The following is a 14043-nucleotide window of genomic DNA, read 5'->3' on the forward strand; positions in this document are numbered from 1 at the left end:
TGCTAAAAGTAATATTTTTTAACAAAAACTTAATAAAAAGTTTAATTTTTTTTAAGAGGATGTATTAAAATACATTAATCGTCATTTTTACTTCACTTACGAGCTATTAAATCTTATATTTGCAAAATTTTAAAGCCAAAAAATATCATTTTGGCAGAAACAAAAAAGTAGACATAAAATTATAAACCATTAAAAGTGACTTCTATACTAGTAAGGTAGAAGTACTGATGGAAAAAACCTGAGTAACTCAGGAGCAAATAAAAATAAACAGAAACAACAGATGAAAGCAGGAATTGTAGGATTACCAAATGTTGGAAAATCAACATTATTTAATTGTTTATCTAATGCAAAAGCGCAAAGTGCCAACTTTCCGTTTTGTACAATCGAACCTAATATTGGTGTTGTAAACGTTCCGGATCCAAGAATCAATAAATTAGAAGAATTGGTAAAACCAGAGCGCGTACAAATGGCAACAGTTGATATCGTTGATATCGCAGGTTTGGTAAAAGGTGCAAGTAAAGGTGAAGGTCTTGGAAACCAGTTTTTAGGAAACATTAGAGAGTGTAACGCTATTATTCACGTTTTACGTTGTTTTGACAATGATAATATCGTTCACGTTGACGGAAATGTAAATCCAATTCGTGACAAAGAAACGATCGATATCGAATTACAGCTAAAAGATTTAGAAACGGTTGAAAAACGTTTAGAGAAAGTAAATCGTGCTGCTAAAACAGGAAATAAAGAAGCGCAAACTGAAAAAGCACTTTTAGACAGAATCAGAGAGGCATTATTACAAGCTAAATCGGCTCGTACTATTACTCCTCAAGGAAATGACGAAGAAGTTTTAATGGAATCTTTTCAATTAATTACTGCAAAACCAGTATTGTATGTTTGTAATGTTGACGAAAATTCAGCTGTAAACGGAAATAAATATGTGGATCAGGTTCGTGAATTAGTAAAAGACGAAGATGCTGAAGTAATTATTCTTTCAGTAGGAGCAGAAGCTGATATTACAGAATTAGAAAGCTACGAAGAGCGTCAGGTTTTCCTTGAAGATATGGGATTAACTGAGCCAGGAGCATCAGTTTTAATTCGTGCCGCTTATAAATTATTGAAACAACAAACGTATTTTACTGCTGGTGTAAAAGAAGTTCGTGCCTGGACCATTAACATTGGAGCAACTGCGCCTCAGGCTGCCGGAGTTATCCATACTGATTTCGAAAAAGGCTTCATCCGTGCAGAAGTAATCTCATACGAAGATTACGTTCAATACGGTTCTGAAGCAAAAGCAAAAGAAGCTGGAAAATTCAAAGTGGAAGGAAAGGAATATATTGTTAAAGATGGTGATGTAATGCACTTCCGTTTTAACGTATAATTTTTATTAGAACATAGAATAAAGAATAAAGAGAATAGACTTGAACTGCTGGAGAAATTCAGCAGTTTTTTTTATGTTTAAAATTTAATTCTTTCAATTCATTGTACAAAGTATGTCATTTCGACGAAGGAGAAATCCCCGCAAGTAACTCCGCAACGAGAGCCCAATCTTTGTCGAGCTTCTCGCGGGGATTTCTCCTTCGTCGAAATTGACAAAAAATGCGAATAAATCTAAATTTTTTAAAAAAAATAAAGAGTAAAAAATCCGTGCAAATTCTGCGTTTTCGCTTTAGCGAATCCGTATCATCCGCGTTCTGTTTTGGCATTCCAGTCTACTTTTAAAATTTAAAGTTTATTTTTTGGCCCAAAAATTGGTTACAACAAAATAACCTAATTTATTAATCCAAAAACAACCAACCAAAATGCTTAAAAAATCTTTCAAATTTCTCGGCTGGACAATCCTCGGAATTATTACTTTTCTCGTTTTATATTTAATCTCGATGTATCTGATTTCGAAAATTACGGTCAATGCAGATATTGCAAAAGTGGATGAAAAAGAAGCAATTCCGATTTACATTCTTTCCAACGGTGTTCATACTGATATTGTAGTTCCGGTTGCAAATGAAATAAAAGATTGGCGAAAAGAAATACAATTCAGCCAGACACAGTCTAAAGATTCATTGGCAACATTAGTGGCTTTTGGATGGGGCGACAAGGGTTTTTATCTGCATACACCAGAATGGTCAGATCTTAAAGCCAGTACAGCTTTAAAAGCAATCTTTGGAGTAAGTTCATCAGCAATGCATACGTCATTCTACAAAGGACTTGCAGAAAACGAAAATTGCAAACGCATTTTTATTTCAAAAGAAAACTATCAAAAGTTAGTTGAATATATTTCAGACAGTTTCAGCAATCCCACTAATCCGGAATGGATTAAAGGGTACAGTTACGGAAAAAAAGATGCTTTTTACGAGGCAAAAGGAAGTTATACTTTATTTTATACTTGCAATACCTGGGCAAATAGCGCTTTAAAAGCTGCTAACCAGAAAGCAAGCTTGTGGACGGTTTATGATAAAGGGATTTTTTGTCATTATCAATAAGAACGGCTATGAAAAAGATATTTATAATTCTGATTGTAATAATGATATCAAATTCCTGTAAAAAAGCAGAAGCAGCAGCCGAACCTTATGGAAGTTTTTCATTTTATTTTGAGAGCCCTCAGCCTATTAATGATTCTGAATTGAATATTTTTCCTTCTAAATTTAAAGGATTGTATATGACTCAAGATTCTATTTTTTTAAGAATTGATGATGACAGAATTTTAAGGGAATGTTTTTATAAATTTAAGGTTCACAGAAAAAAAATGGATTCTTTAAAATCTGAATATAATCTTGTTGATGGAAAATTAATTACCAAGGACACTAAAGAGAAATTTGATATAAAAGTAGTCGGTGATTCTATAGAATTGTCTCAAAAAAATACGGACGTATTATATAGATTATCATATAATCAAAAGGCAAAACGTATTGACGGAAATTTGGTTATAAGTACAAGGGATTCTATTTTTTGGGAGACTGAAATAGTTTCATTAGAAAACAATGTTCTTACATTTAAGAGCATATATCAACCAGAAGACTTGCTGAAATTAGACTCTGTTACGGCCATAAAAGGGAAAATGTTAGATTCGCTTTCCTATTTGATGAAGCCAACAAGAAAAGAGTTCAAAAGTATATTAAAAATTAAAAACTTGGGCGTAGATCGCGAATATACAAAAGTTTCAAAAATGAAAGTGAGTAAAAACAACATGGTAAAAATATAAGATTTGCTCAAAAAGCAACAATTCAAAATTTTTGACTAATTCTTAAATTTGAGGGAATATCAAAAATATAGTAAATGAGAATTAAAAACATATTCGCCAAGTCTTGGTTTCTTCTAAAAAATACCTTTTTAGAATTTAACGATGATAATGCTATTAAGCTAAGTGCTGCATTGGCTTATTATACCATATTTGCGCTACCGCCTTTATTAATTATTATCATTACAATTTGTGGTTTCTTTTTTGGAGAAGAAGCTGTTACAGGGGAATTGTACGGGCAAATTAATGGCTTGGTAGGCAACGGCGCGGCGAGTCAGATTCAGGAGGCTATAAAAAATGTGCAATTATCAGGCGATAATGTTTTTGCAACCGTCTTCGGAGTCGTTATGCTATTAATTGGTGCATCTGGAGTTTTTGCTGAAATACAAAGCTCTATAAATTTTATTTGGGGCTTACGTGCAAAACCAGATAAAGGTGTTAAGAAGTTCATTCAAAACCGTTTAATGTCATTTTCTATGATTGCTTCGGTGGGATTTTTAATGCTGGTCAGTCTTTTTATAAGTACAACTTTAGACTTACTTAGTTCGCGTTTAAAAGTATATTTTCCGGAGAGTACGGTTTATTTGTTTTATGTGGTCAATATAGTTATTGTGTTAGCGAGTATAACAACTCTTTTTGCTATTATTTTTAGAACATTACCTGATGGAAAGATAAGATGGAAAGATGCTTTTATAGGTTCAGGAGTTACAGCTGTTCTTTTTATGATTGGTAAGTTTGCCATCGGTTTTTATTTAGGAAGCTCTACAGTTGCGTCAGTTTATGGGGCGGCAGGTTCTGTTATAATAATTCTGGTTTGGGTATATTATTCGGCAATAATTCTGTATTTTGGAGCAGAATTTACTAAAGTATATGCAAAATCTTATGGAGGTAAAATTTATCCAAATGAGTATTCTGTAGAAATTGCTAAAGAGATTTATGAAATCGACAAACCAAAAAAAGAACCAATAGAAGAAACATTACAAAAAGAGAAACCATGAAAATAATAGCCTTTGGAGGAAGTAATAGTACGCAGTCAATCAATAAACATTTAGCGACTTATGCAGCAAGTTTATTCGAAAATGCAGAAGTTGAAATTTTAGATTTAAATGATTTTGCGATGCCTTTATTCAGTGTTGATCTTGAAAAAGAAGTTGGGCAGCATGATCTTGCAAAAGCATTTCTGGCTAAACTGGGAAGTGCAGATATTTTAGTAGTTTCTCTGGCAGAGAATAACAATAACTATTCGGCAGCATTCAAAAATCTATTCGATTGGTGCTCCCGAATTGCGAAAGAAGTTTTCCAGCAAAAGCCTATGTTGTTATTAGCGACTTCACCGGGCTCAAGAGGAGGTGCTTCTGTTTTAGAAATCGGACGTAACGCTTTGCCACGATATGGTGCAGATATAAAAGCGACTTTTTCATTGCCTGCTTTTAATGCCAATTTTGATTTAAATCAAAATAAAATCACAAATGCTGAGTTAGATAAAGAACTCAGAAACCTTATTAAAGAATGTTTCTAATCCCATGAAAATAAAAAAGATTTTTTTTCTGTTCCTTTTTTTGAGTGTATTTTTCCTCCAGTATTCTCACGCGCAAAAATATAGCGCTGTGGATAAGGCTGTTTTAAAGTATCCAAAAAGTTTTGATTCCACCGAAGAACTAGCGCAGAGAATCGATAAAGATTTTAATTCAGATTATGACAAAGCGAGGGCTATTTACAGTTGGATAGCCTTCAATATTAAATATGATTTTAATGCTTATCTTAATCCTCCAAGAACACAAAGCTTTTCTTATCGCAATGAGGCTGAAAAGCAGAGAAAAATACAAGAATTGAATGATAATATGCTTCAAAAAACATTCAAATCTCAGAAAGCTGTTTGCGAAGGATTCACACTTTTATACCAGCATTTGGCAGCCTTAGTTGGAATAAAATCCGAAATTATTCGTGGCGATTCCAAAATCAGACTCGCAGACATTGGTCGAAAAAATACCACCTCAAATCATGCCTGGAATACCGTTTTAATTGATGGGAAATGGCGTTTGGTTGACGTTACCTGGGGGCAGGGTTATTATGATAATTCTAAAGGCAGAATGGTAAAAGATTTTGAATCTGCCTATTTCGATACGGAACCAGATTACTTTTTTGCAAAACATTACCCGGATTCTGGCTCTTATTTAGGCCATAGATTAAGTAAAGATGATTTTCTGGACGGACCTTTAATTTATAATAAAACAATAGCCGGAGATAATAAAATTATTGCTCCTGAAACTGGAATTATTGAAGTTAATAAAGGGCATAAAATCACATTTCAGATAAAAAATATTTCAAAATCTAGTCAGTTTTTTTATTTGAACAAAAGAAATCAGGCTGTTAGAGTTGTGAATGCAAAAGAAAAAAGAGGAGGTTTGGAATTTCAAATTACGTTTGACAATACGATAGGAGATTATATCACATTTTTTCTGGATACCAATAGTATTGCTTCTTTTAAAGTAGTTTCGAAATAGATCGTCTTCACATCTTTGCTTAGACAATTTTATTATTTTGTGAAATTGGCGTATATTAGCATTCACTGAAAAATGAAAGAGAACTGGCTTATGGAAACAACTTTTTTGAAATCAATCTTAGATAATGATTTCTATAAATTTACGATGCAGCATGCTGTAATCAGGCTTTTTCCTAAGGCAAAGGTTCGTTATGGTTTCATTAATCGTGGTAAACACATTTTTCCAGCTGGTTTTTCAGATTTACTTCGGAAATCGGTAGATGCAATGGCCGATTTACGATTAACAAAAGACGAAAAACATTATTTATCACATCATTGTCCTTACCTTGATCCTACTTATTTAGATTTTTTGCAAGGATATAGTTATGATCCGTCTGAGGTTCATATTTCTCAGGAAGGTTCTGAAATAAAAGTTATAATTGAGGGTTTTTGGTACCGTACTATTTTATGGGAAGTGCCTTTAATGGCTTTAATATCTGAACTTTTTTACAAATCAAATCATTTAATTCGTTTAAATGATGAAGCAGTAAAAGAACTGACGAAAAACAAAATTGACAATTATAATAAAATTGGAGTTTCTATTTTAGAATTTGGCACAAGACGCCGCCATTCTTATGATGTTCATGTTTTGGTGAACGAAACTTTAAATACATACGGTTCTCAAAGTTTTATTGGTACAAGCAATGTACATTTTGCCATGGTCAATAATAAAAGACCTTTAGGTACCCATGCACACGAATGGTTTATGTTTCATGCTGCACAATATGGTTTTAAGATGGCAAATTTAATGAGCCTGGAACATTGGACGCAAGTATACGGCGGCGACCTCGGAATTGCCTTAACTGATACTTATACTACTGAAGTTTTCTTCAATCAATTTGATAAAAAATATTCTAAACTTTTTGACGGCGTGCGACATGATAGCGGCGATCCGATTGAATTTGCCCAAAAAGTGATTATGCACTATACAAAAATGGGAATAGATCCAAAATCTAAGATTATTGTTTTTTCGGATTCTCTTAATTTTGAGAAAGTAAAAACGATAGCTGATTTCTGTAAAGACAAAATTAAAATGTCCTTCGGCATCGGAACCAATTTTACTAATGACGTTGGGCTTCCTTCTATGAATATGGTTATTAAATTAACCGATACAAAACCCGATAATACACATTGGCAAGGCGTTGTAAAACTCTCTGACGAAAAAAATAAAAATACGGGAACGCCCGAAATGATTGCTTTGGCAAAAGAAGTACTCGGAATCAAGTCGTAATTTTTTGTTTTAAAACTGATTTTTTCTACTTTTAAAGCTTGTATTTTTTTAAAATCAATTTAAATAGAATTAAAAGCTGTTATTATTCATAACAAAAAAAAAATACGCTTTTATTTTTTGTGTAGAAATGGTACATTAGCCAAAAATCCAATTCATTTATGCTAGAGCAAAATCAATATAACGAAGATAATATCCGATCACTCGATTGGAAGGAGCATATTCGTATGCGTCCTGGAATGTACATCGGGAAATTGGGAGATGGATCTTCGCCGGATGACGGTATTTATATTCTTTTAAAAGAGGTTTTAGACAACTGTATCGATGAGTTCGTAATGGGCTCGGGAAAAACTATTGAAGTGACTATCAAAGACAAAACGGTTTCGGTTCGTGATTACGGACGTGGAATTCCGTTAGGAAAAGTAGTTGATGTAGTTTCGAAAATGAACACCGGTGGAAAGTACGATTCTAAGGCTTTCCAGAAATCAGTTGGTTTGAACGGTGTCGGAACAAAGGCGGTAAATGCTTTGTCCAATTATTTTCGTGTAGAATCAGTTCGTGATGATAAACAAAAAGCAGCTGAATTTTCAGGTGGAAATCTGGTTTTAGAAGAAGATGTAATCGAAACAACAAAGCGAAAAGGAACAAAAGTAACTTTTACGCCAGACGAAACGATCTTCAAAAACTACAAATTCCGTATGGAATATGTAATTAAAATGGTTAAAAACTATTGCTACCTAAACAATGGTTTGACGATTATTTTTAATGGAGAAAAATATATTTCTGAGAATGGTCTTCGTGATTTATTAGAAGAAACCATCAGTGAAGAAGATTTAGAATATCCAATCATTCACTTGAAAGATCATGATATTGAAATCGCTCTAACGCACAGTAAAACACAGTATAGTGAAGAATATCACTCTTTTGTAAATGGTCAGAATACAACACAAGGAGGAACTCACTTAGCCGCTTACAGAGAAGCACTTGTAAAAACTATTCGTGAGTTTTACAATAAAAACTTTGAAGCATCTGATGTTCGTAAATCGATTGTGAGTGCGATTAGTATAAAAGTGATGGAACCTGTTTTCGAATCTCAAACGAAAACCAAATTAGGTTCTACAGATATGGGTTCTGATGATGGGACACCAGCAGTTTCAGTTCGTACTTTTGTAAATGATTTTGTGAAGAACAAACTAGATAATTATTTACATAAAAATCCGCAGACTGCAGAAGCTTTATTGCGTAAAATTCTACAGGCCGAAAGAGAGCGTAAAGAGTTATCAGGAATTAGAAAACTCGCAACAGATCGTGCTAAAAAAGCGAATCTTCACAATAAAAAATTGAGAGATTGTCGTGCACATCTTCCGGATACTAAGAATCCCAGAAACTTAGAAAGTACCCTTTTTATTACCGAGGGAGATTCGGCTTCCGGATCGATTACAAAGTCGCGTGACGTAAATACACAAGCCGTGTTCAGTTTGCGCGGTAAGCCTTTGAATTCCTACGGAATGACGAAGAAAATCGTGTATGAAAACGAAGAATTCAATTTATTGCAAGCTGCATTAGATATAGAAGATGGTTTAGAGAAATTAAGATATAACAACATTGTAATTGCAACCGATGCCGATGTCGATGGTATGCACATTCGTCTATTGTTGATTACATTTTTTCTTCAATTTTTCCCAGAATTAATAAAAGAAGGGCATTTGTATATTTTACAAACGCCACTTTTCAGGGTTCGAAATAAAAAAGAAACCATTTACTGTTATTCTGAAGAAGAAAGAAAAGATGCAATCGAAAAACTAAAACCAAAACCTGAAATTACCCGATTTAAAGGTTTGGGAGAGATTTCGCCAGATGAGTTCAAGAATTTCATTGGAGAAACCATTAGATTAGACCCAATTATGATGGATAAAAACACTTCAATTGAGCAGCTTTTGTCTTTTTATATGGGAAAAAACACTCCGGACAGACAAGAGTTTATTATCAAGAATTTGAAGGTGGAGCTGGATGCAGTTGAAGATGTTGCTATTTAAAAAATAACATTAAAAAAACCGCATCCTCTGATTGCGGTTTTTGAAATTTATGCTTTTATAATTAGAAATTGAATAACTATATGAAGAGAATACTGTTTTTGATCATAATGTTAGGTTTAATTTCGTGTAATAAGAATAAAGATTCTGAGGGAAATGTTGAAGTTGACCAAATAATAGATTATTCGGATAATATTGATTTCGAGCTTGAACAAATTCAAAAGATAGAAATATTTTCTTATCCAGACAGATTATCATGGGATACACTGAGGCATAGGGAAGAAATTATTAGAAACAATAAAATTGATTTTGATACTTCAATGATTAATGAAAAAATAACATTATTGAAGAAACCAAAAATCAAAGAATTATTTGATTTGATAAAAAATCATTGTAAAATTGAAGGGGATGTTGCTCCTTACTCTACATGCTATATGCCTAGAAATTTGATGCTTTTTTATAATAACAAAAATGAAATAATTGCTCATATTGAACTTTGTTTTACGTGTGGAACCTCAAGTAGTTCTAATAACTTAAAAGAAAATTGGGATTATTGTAAAGATGATTTAAAAGTTTTTTTGAAAAAAGAAGGAATCAAATATTTTGTTGATACCGAAGAATTGGAGAAAAAAGAAATATTATTTTTAGATAGCTTAAAAGCAAAGAAGAAAATAGTTGACTAAATAATATAAAGTTATACATATAAATACTGAAATAATTCAGCATATAAAATGAAAGACGAAGAAGACGATAACATAATTCCAAACGACGACGAGAATAATTCAGATGAAAATCCGCTTGATGAAAATCAGGAAGGAGATGATAGTGAAGAAATTATCAACGTAGATGCTAAACATTTTGAAGGACAGCATTTTTACGAAAATCAGGAAGAAGAAGGTGAAGACGTAATTACGAAAGTAACCGGGATGTACAAAGACTGGTTTTTGGATTATGCTTCGTATGTAATTCTGGAACGTGCAGTTCCGGCGATTGAAGACGGATTCAAACCGGTTCAGCGTCGTATTATGCACTCTTTAAAAGAGCTAGATGATGGTCGTTATAATAAAGTTGCCAATGTTGTAGGTCACACCATGCAGTATCACCCACACGGGGATGCCAGTATTGGTGACGCCATGGTGCAAATTGGTCAGAAAGACTTATTAATTGACTGCCAGGGAAACTGGGGAAATATTTTAACAGGCGATGGAGCGGCAGCTTCTCGTTACATTGAGGCACGTTTATCTAAATTTGCTTTGGAGGTTTTATATTCTCCAAAAATTACCGATTGGGGAGTTTCATACGATGGTCGTCGTGCAGAACCAAACAATCTTCCGGTAAAGTTTCCGTTGCTTTTAGCACAAGGAGCTGAGGGAATTGCGGTTGGTTTATCGACTAAAGTTTTACCGCACAACTTCAATGAATTAATTGATGCTTCTGTTAAAATTTTAAAAGGAAAGCCATTTACATTATATCCTGATTTCATGACACAAGGTATTGCCGATGTGTCCAATTATAATGACGGATTACGTGGTGGACGTGTGCGAGTGCGTGCGAAAATTGCCCAATTAGATAAAAATACATTGGTAATTACGCAAATTCCGTTTTCGACCAATACAACGACTTTGATTGACAGTATTTTGAAAGCCAATGATAAAGGCAAAATCAAAATCAAGAAGATTGAAGACAATACCGCAGCTGATGTAGAGATTTTAATTCATCTTTTTCCAGGCGTTTCTCCAGATAAAACAATTGATGCTTTATTTGCTTTCACTGCCTGTGAAACTTCTGTAGCGCCGTTAGGTTGTGTTATTGAAGACAATAAGCCATTGTTTATTGGAGTTTCTGAAATGTTGAAAATTTCGACTCATAGAACTGTTGATTTACTTAGACAAGAATTAGAAATTCAGTTAGAAGAATTAAAAAACAAATGGCATTTCTCTACTTTAGAGAAAATCTTCATTCGTGAAGAAATGTACATCGATTTCAAATTATATTCTGATAGAGAATCGCTGTACAAATATTTATACGATCGTTTTGAGCCTTTCAAAAAATCATTTGTCAGAGAAATTAACGATGATGATTTACAAAGACTGACTCAGATTCCGATGATTCGTATTACCCGTTTTGACTCTGATAAAGCCGATGATTTTATCTCTAAGTTAGAAGAGGAAATGAAAGAAGTCGAGCATAATTTGGCTAATTTAACCGATTTTGCGATTGCTTACTTTACTAAATTAAAAGAGAAATATGGAAAAGGCCGCGAACGTCAGACAGAACTTCGTGTTTTTGATAATGTTGAAGCTACAAAAGTAGTTTTAAGAAATACAAAACTTTACGTAAATCGCGAAGAAGGTTTTGTTGGAACAAGTTTGAAAAAAGACGAATATCTTACTGATTGTTCTGATATTGATGATGTAATTGTGTTCTTGCGAGATGGTAAAATGATCATTACTAAAGTAGATGCGAAGACGTTTGTAGGGAAAGATATTATACACGTTGCGATTTTCGATAAGAGTGATAAACGTACGATTTACAACATGATTTATCGTGATGGAAAATCAGGACCTTCATACATTAAACGTTTCAATGTAACGGGTGTAACGCGTGATAAGCCATATGATTTAACAAATGAAACTGCTGGTTCGCAAGTAGTTTATTTTTCTCATAATCCAAATGGAGAGGCTGAGGTAATTACTATTTTATTGCGTCAGGTGGGAACGATCAAGAAATTGAAATTCGATATTGATTTTGCCAAGCTAGCCATTAAAGGACGTGCTTCAAAAGGAAATTTAGTTACCAAATATCCAATCAAGAAAATCGAATTAAAAGAAAAAGGAATTTCGACCTTATTGCCAAGAAAAGTTTGGTTTGATGATACCGTAAAACGTTTAAATGTTGATGCAAGAGGAGAATTACTTGGCGAATTTAAACCAAGCGATAAAATCTTAATCATCAATCAAACAGGAAAACTGAAAGTTATAATTCCGGAATTATCGACTCACTTTGATGAAGATATGATTGTGCTGGAAAAATGGAATCCAAAGAAACCTATTTCGGCAATTTATTATGACGGAGAAAAAGAACGTTATTTCTTAAAACGCTTCTTAGTTGAAAGTGAAGGAAAGGAAGAAAGCTTTATTACCGATCATCCAAATTCGCAATTAGAAATTGTATCGACAGATTATCGTCCGTTGGCACAATTGGTTTTTGCAAAGGTAAAAGGAGTTCAAAAAGAAGATTTACACATAGATGTTGAAGATTTTATAGCTGTAAAAGGTTTTAAAGCTTTAGGAAATCAACTAACAGCCGATAAATTAAAACAAGTTAATTTACTAGAGCCATTGCCATATGAAGAACCTGTTGAAGAAGTTCCGGAAACACCAGAGTTTTCAGATGATGATTCAGTTGAAACAGAATTAGATGATGACGGGCAAATTGGGCTAGTTTTAGAATAAAAAAGCAAAAACCGCTAGGAGAATTTCTTAGCGGTTTTTTTAGCTCATTTTTTAAATTTAATGATCAAGTAAAACTTCTTCTTTAATCCATTTTATGATATCATTTTCAATTGTAACGATCATTTTATCTCCATCTTTTACTTCTCCTGAAATGATTTTTTTAGCCAACGGTCTTCTCAAATGACTTCTTATGATACTCTTTATTGGTCTTGCCCCGTATTGAGCATTGTAGCCATTTTGAGCTAAATAAAGCTTGACTTCCATCGGAATATCAACTTCTATATTAATGTTTCTAAGCAAGTCTGTAAATTCTTTTTTAAGATGTATTTCAAAGATCTTCAAGGCATTCTCTTTGCTGATAGGCGCAAAGGGTACAGTCTCAGTCAATCGTCCTAAAAATTCAGGTCTAAAATAATTTCCCATAATTTCCATTAAGGAATTTGAATTCGGAATTTGACCATTATTAAATGTTTTTACAATATGATCGGCACCAATATTAGAGGTAAAAAGAATTATAGCATTTGAGAAATCGCCTTCTTTCCCAAGTCGGTCATGTAGTTTTCCTTCATCCATAATTTGAAGAAATACATCGAAAACAGAAGGGTGGGCTTTTTCTATTTCGTCGAATAAAACAATTGAATATGGTTTTTGGCGAATTTTATTTACAAGAACGCTGCCTTCGTCATAGCCTACATAGCCTGGCGGTGAACCGGGATGTTGACTCTGTCGTTGATTTCTTAAACTACCATTATGAAATAAAGGAGTTTAAGGATGATATTAGTGAAGAAGGATGTGCTGTTTTGAGAACAGGAGGAGTTTCAAGATTTGATTCAAGAAGTGCTTCTGAACTCCTGCAAAATGTACTTGATTTGCTAAAAGATGAGAGTTCCGCATTTTCTGGTTTAGGGAAAGATTTTATGAATAGTTCTTTGAACCAAATAAACCAACTACTTTCTTCTATTCAACAGCAAGCTAAAGAGAATAGCTTTTCTAAAAATAATGATCCTTATTTAACGATAAAACCCAAAAATGATGAAACTGTTGGTAAATCATTTACAATAAATTATTGGTCAACTTGTGCAGAACAAGCAAATGATATCAAAACCGGAACTATTTTAGAATCGAAGGATGATCTGTTTTTTATAAGTCAGACGCTTACGTTAATGACAAATACCGTTGGAGGTTTAAGTAAACAGAATAATAAAGACCGAATTTTAGCTTACAGAAATGCACTGTTAACAAGAGGCAGAATCGTAACTTTTGCCGACATTAAAGCATTTGGCTATGATCATTTTAAAAACTCAATTTTAAATATTAAAATACAAAAAGGAACGCGAAAAGAAATCTCGGTAAAAGCTGGTTTTAGTCGAACTGTGGACATCTTTCTTGCAAGAAACCCTGAAGAAATTGGACATTTGTCAAAAAATGAGTGGAATTATTTATGTGATAGCTTTTTGAAAAACCTTAAAAATAGATCTTCAAATGTATTTCCCTATCGAATATTTGTAGAGTAAAATCAAAAATGCCAGAAAATTTTAATTCTGGCATTTTTAATT

11 protein-coding genes and 1 pseudogene are annotated in these 14043 nt (G+C 33.3%); 11 read left to right on the forward strand and 1 reads right to left on the reverse strand.

What is annotated here, in order from left to right; all coding sequences use genetic code 11:
• Positions 1-280: 280 nt before the first annotated feature.
• From ychF to IRZ99_RS01020, 10 genes are all read left to right on the forward strand, one after another.
• On the forward strand, positions 281-1375 hold the full coding sequence (ychF, locus tag IRZ99_RS00975) for a redox-regulated ATPase YchF (RefSeq protein WP_026982091.1): 1095 nt from the start codon (positions 281-283) through the stop codon (positions 1373-1375).
• 421 nt (positions 1376-1796) lie between these two features.
• Complete coding sequence (locus IRZ99_RS00980; protein WP_194655495.1) at positions 1797-2474, forward strand: TIGR02117 family protein; 678 nt, start codon at positions 1797-1799, stop codon at positions 2472-2474.
• Positions 2475-2482: 8 nt separating this feature from the next.
• Entirely contained in the window at positions 2483-3193 is a 711-nt protein-coding gene (locus IRZ99_RS00985) for a hypothetical protein (RefSeq protein ID WP_194655496.1), read from the forward strand.
• 74 nt (positions 3194-3267) lie between these two features.
• Positions 3268-4227, forward strand: a complete 960-nt coding sequence (locus tag IRZ99_RS00990; protein WP_194655497.1) for a YihY/virulence factor BrkB family protein — start codon at positions 3268-3270, stop codon at positions 4225-4227.
• A complete protein-coding gene (locus IRZ99_RS00995) occupies positions 4224-4748 on the forward strand; it encodes an NADPH-dependent FMN reductase (RefSeq protein WP_194655498.1) in 525 nt (174 codons plus the stop codon). Before IRZ99_RS00990 ends, IRZ99_RS00995 begins: the two co-directional genes overlap by 4 nt.
• A gap of 88 nt (positions 4749-4836) precedes the next feature.
• Positions 4837-5733, forward strand: coding sequence for a transglutaminase domain-containing protein (locus IRZ99_RS01000; protein ID WP_370527651.1), 897 nt, complete (start codon positions 4837-4839; stop codon positions 5731-5733).
• Positions 5734-5823: 90 nt separating this feature from the next.
• Complete coding sequence (gene pncB / locus IRZ99_RS01005; RefSeq protein ID WP_194656124.1) at positions 5824-7002, forward strand: nicotinate phosphoribosyltransferase; 1179 nt, start codon at positions 5824-5826, stop codon at positions 7000-7002.
• Between the two features lie 158 nt (positions 7003-7160).
• Positions 7161-9035, forward strand: coding sequence for a DNA topoisomerase IV subunit B (locus IRZ99_RS01010; protein ID WP_194655500.1), 1875 nt, complete (start codon positions 7161-7163; stop codon positions 9033-9035).
• Positions 9036-9115: 80 nt separating this feature from the next.
• Positions 9116-9715, forward strand: coding sequence for a hypothetical protein (locus IRZ99_RS01015; RefSeq protein WP_194655501.1), 600 nt, complete (start codon positions 9116-9118; stop codon positions 9713-9715).
• A 48-nt stretch (positions 9716-9763) separates the two neighbouring features.
• Complete coding sequence (locus tag IRZ99_RS01020; RefSeq protein WP_194655502.1) at positions 9764-12487, forward strand: DNA gyrase/topoisomerase IV subunit A; 2724 nt, start codon at positions 9764-9766, stop codon at positions 12485-12487.
• Between the two features lie 57 nt (positions 12488-12544).
• Here the strand turns inward: IRZ99_RS01020 and IRZ99_RS01025 are convergent.
• Positions 12545-13198: pseudogene (locus tag IRZ99_RS01025) on the reverse strand (AAA family ATPase); the annotation flags it as partial.
• On the opposite strand from IRZ99_RS01025, the gene IRZ99_RS01030 reads away from it, so the two are divergent.
• A complete protein-coding gene (locus IRZ99_RS01030; protein WP_228518986.1) occupies positions 13129-14001 on the forward strand; it encodes a hypothetical protein in 873 nt (290 codons plus the stop codon). The pseudogene IRZ99_RS01025 and the gene IRZ99_RS01030 overlap by 70 nt on opposite strands.
• Positions 14002-14043 lie beyond the last annotated feature (42 nt).

The sequence above is a fragment of the Flavobacterium sp. LC2016-12 genome (assembly GCF_015351595.1).
Lineage (GTDB): Bacteria > Bacteroidota > Bacteroidia > Flavobacteriales > Flavobacteriaceae > Flavobacterium.

Excerpts from the sequence above, each read along its gene's own strand:
- ychF (WP_026982091.1), top strand. The coding sequence starts at position 281 with ATGAAAGCAGGAATTGTAGGATTACCAAATGTTGGAAAATCAACATTA.
- IRZ99_RS00980 (WP_194655495.1), top strand. The coding sequence starts at position 1,797 with ATGCTTAAAAAATCTTTCAAATTTCTCGGCTGGACAATCCTCGGAATT.
- IRZ99_RS00985 (WP_194655496.1), top strand. The coding sequence starts at position 2,483 with ATGAAAAAGATATTTATAATTCTGATTGTAATAATGATATCAAATTCC.
- IRZ99_RS00990 (WP_194655497.1), top strand. The coding sequence starts at position 3,268 with ATGAGAATTAAAAACATATTCGCCAAGTCTTGGTTTCTTCTAAAAAAT.
- IRZ99_RS00995 (WP_194655498.1), top strand. The coding sequence starts at position 4,224 with ATGAAAATAATAGCCTTTGGAGGAAGTAATAGTACGCAGTCAATCAAT.
- pncB (WP_194656124.1), top strand. The coding sequence starts at position 5,824 with ATGGAAACAACTTTTTTGAAATCAATCTTAGATAATGATTTCTATAAA.
- IRZ99_RS01010 (WP_194655500.1), top strand. The coding sequence starts at position 7,161 with ATGCTAGAGCAAAATCAATATAACGAAGATAATATCCGATCACTCGAT.
- IRZ99_RS01015 (WP_194655501.1), top strand. The coding sequence starts at position 9,116 with ATGAAGAGAATACTGTTTTTGATCATAATGTTAGGTTTAATTTCGTGT.
- IRZ99_RS01020 (WP_194655502.1), top strand. The coding sequence starts at position 9,764 with ATGAAAGACGAAGAAGACGATAACATAATTCCAAACGACGACGAGAAT.
- IRZ99_RS01030 (WP_228518986.1), top strand. The coding sequence starts at position 13,129 with ATGGTTTTTGGCGAATTTTATTTACAAGAACGCTGCCTTCGTCATAGC.